Source organism: Candidatus Thiosymbion oneisti, assembly GCF_900092655.1.
In the GTDB taxonomy this organism is placed as follows: Bacteria; Pseudomonadota; Gammaproteobacteria; order Chromatiales; family Chromatiaceae; genus Thiosymbion; species Thiosymbion oneisti.
The window spans coordinates 1-2610 of sequence record NZ_FLUY01000151.1 but is presented as its reverse complement, the minus strand read 5'-3'; the positions used below and the strand labels follow the sequence as shown (position 1 = coordinate 2610).

Below are 2610 nucleotides of genomic sequence, written 5' to 3'. Positions count from 1 at the left end.
TTGGGGAGAGGGCGAACGAAAACAGGGATCAACCAATCACAAACGGCGCCGGTGACGCTTAACTTAATGGCATTGAGTTGCAGACAGGGCACGCGGATCAAGCTTCTAGTGTGCCTGACAGAAAGGCCAAAGGGGATACTCCATCGGCCAGTGGTTGATCGTGGAGCACCTAAGAAGAAGTAATTGAACTCGTCGCCGATATGGCCCCTGTGTCGGTTCAACAGGAGGAGCACCAAAAGAGGCAGTGGAAATGCGCGTTGGCAGGTGAAATTTTCCGGCTCCTCTATGGACGCATAAATACCCTCAAACCCGACTAATTAACCTGGTTTCTGCTTTAGTGGGAGTGGCTTGGCTTCATCCTGCAAATCATGGTTGGTTCCTCATTGTGGTAGTGGTTGGAAATGAGGAACAGTATAACGAATACAACATGTTGAGTGTTAATAACGGCATTGGGGAGAAGATGAGGCAACGGAAGCGTACATTTAATTCATAAGCATTCATCTTTTTCTATTGCCGGAAGTTCTTTTCCTAAAACCTTCAAACATTCATCTCTTCCTTCATAATGGAACTTAAAGCTACACATGAAATCCGATATTTCTTTTCCGTAAAAGCTCCAAAGGTTCGATTTTCGGATAGGTTCTTTGCACCTATCAATGATATCGTAAAACATACATTGCCTTACCTTTCCAAGACTGGCCCTTTCCGAATCTGTAGAGATACTTAACTCTTCCCTCATAGCAGAAAATACGCCGTTTCTATCCATGCCCATATCATCAAGCATTTCAAAAGAATCCAGATTAGAGGGGGTTTTAAAAGATAATACACTAATGAACAATTCCTTCAGACTAATCTCTTTCCTAAAGTTTTTATAGTCATTCAAGTGTACAAGGTCTCTTAATCTATACTCGAGTGCCTTCCTTTCTGGTGAGCCTTCTTCTTCCACCTCCTTGGCCATAGTAACCAACCGCAATAAAGAATGCGAATATTCAGGACTATAATCCAAATAATCAACAGGCAAATCCCAATTAGCTAACTCAGGACAATTATATCCTCTATAGTGTGCGCTCCTTCTAGCATTATATGCATTTATCAACATTCCTATGGCGGCATATATTTGAGACTCCTCATCCATATAACTTAAACAAGCCATCATCTCTTTTGGAGGTAAATTCGGCGTTGTCAAACAGTGATCCGGCAGCTTTTCCCTATCGAACTTTGCGTTTTTCTTTATTACCTCTGCGACAAAACTATCAGCCTCATTTTCCTGATTAATCCTTTCTCTCTTTAATTCCAATTTTTCATAATATCCTTTTGCATAACGCTTTCCTTCGCTGTCATAAGCTGAAAAGCCAGATTGCTCGTGTTTGTTAACTATGTGTCCAACTTCATGCAGCATGATTATCTTCAATAAATTAACTTTATTCTCCTCTACATACTTTTTCAAACCTGAATTCAATAGCTGAAGCCTTCCTATCTCTGCAATTCTCAGGATATCCTTCCATTTTTCAACTCCTTTTATAGCCATTATTTTATCGTAATTGACCTGAGGTATTTCTTCTGGAAATCCCCCAATAAACTGTTGAATATCAATTGGAAACATTTTTATTTTGTTTGGATAAACTGCCATTGCAAGACTACCACTCTCACTTTTCGTATCTATTACATCTACTTTTATACATCCATCCCCTTCTATTGAAAGGCACAAGTTGGAAAATCCATTTCTCCCCAACACACTATTAACTGACAGGATTGCATTTCCAATCGCTGTTTTAATTTCCTCAATTTCCACTTCGGCTTCCTTCACTAATTTCTCATAAGAACTTCCGTATTCTCCCAAAAATGAATGTTTTGGAAAAGCCGATATCCAAACCAAAATAAACGCAAAAGCTAATTTCATTTGCATGACCCTATCCTCTTGTTGCTACTAAATAAGATGAGCTTCACTTCATTTTCCGGCAAGCTCGCATTTTTTTCTTTATCGGATAATATTTGACCCTCATAAAATAAAACGGTTCCACATAAATTCAACCTATCTATCTCAGTGGTTAAATACACATACCCTGACACCAGAATAGATATGGTTATAGTTAAAATCTTAGTCAAAAGAGACTTAATCTTTTCCTGGTTAATGTTCGGTATAGCAGCAATATATATTATTGTAAAAACAGATGCGAGGATAAAAAATATAGATGAAATGTGTTTGTAGTTATTATTTCTTTCATCTATCTCTTTGGCTCGTTCAGTTATTTCATTTTCTCTATAGGATTTGATTTCAATATTGATAGCACCACCTCCTGAACCTATTGATGCTTCCGTATCGGTTTTCTTTGCAATTAACCAATCCGTATTTTGTTTATTATAAACATAAAATGAAAACAAAAGTACCAAAAATAAGAAAAAAGTAAATGCCATTTTCATTTTAGTTGAACTCATAATTACCCGGTAGTGTTCCAATACTTTGTTATCAAGTCTCAATTCAACCACTACCAGCTGAAGCTAGTAGATTGTGCCGCTAAAGCGGCTCGGCGGACTCAACCGCCGACTGAAGAGAATCCATCTGAAGATGGAGGTTTTTAACCTCTATCCGCCTTCGGCGGACTGAAGTTTTTT

General features: G+C 38.4%; 2 protein-coding genes. Both read right to left on the bottom strand.

All coding sequences use genetic code 11. The annotated features are described in order from the left end of the window. Window positions 1–487 precede the first annotated feature (487 nt). Complete coding sequence (locus tag BQ17_RS01505; RefSeq protein ID WP_089723977.1) at window positions 488–1903, bottom strand: hypothetical protein; 1416 nt, start codon at window positions 1901–1903, stop codon at window positions 488–490. After that, on the bottom strand, window positions 1894–2418 hold the full coding sequence (locus BQ17_RS01500) for a hypothetical protein (protein WP_089723976.1): 525 nt from the start codon (window positions 2416–2418) through the stop codon (window positions 1894–1896). The genes BQ17_RS01505 and BQ17_RS01500 overlap by 10 nt, the downstream gene beginning before the upstream one ends. Window positions 2419–2610 lie beyond the last annotated feature (192 nt).

Excerpts from the sequence above, each read along its gene's own strand:
- BQ17_RS01500 (WP_089723976.1), bottom strand. The coding sequence starts at position 2,418 with ATGAAAATGGCATTTACTTTTTTCTTATTTTTGGTACTTTTGTTTTCA.
- BQ17_RS01505 (WP_089723977.1), bottom strand. The coding sequence starts at position 1,903 with ATGCAAATGAAATTAGCTTTTGCGTTTATTTTGGTTTGGATATCGGCT.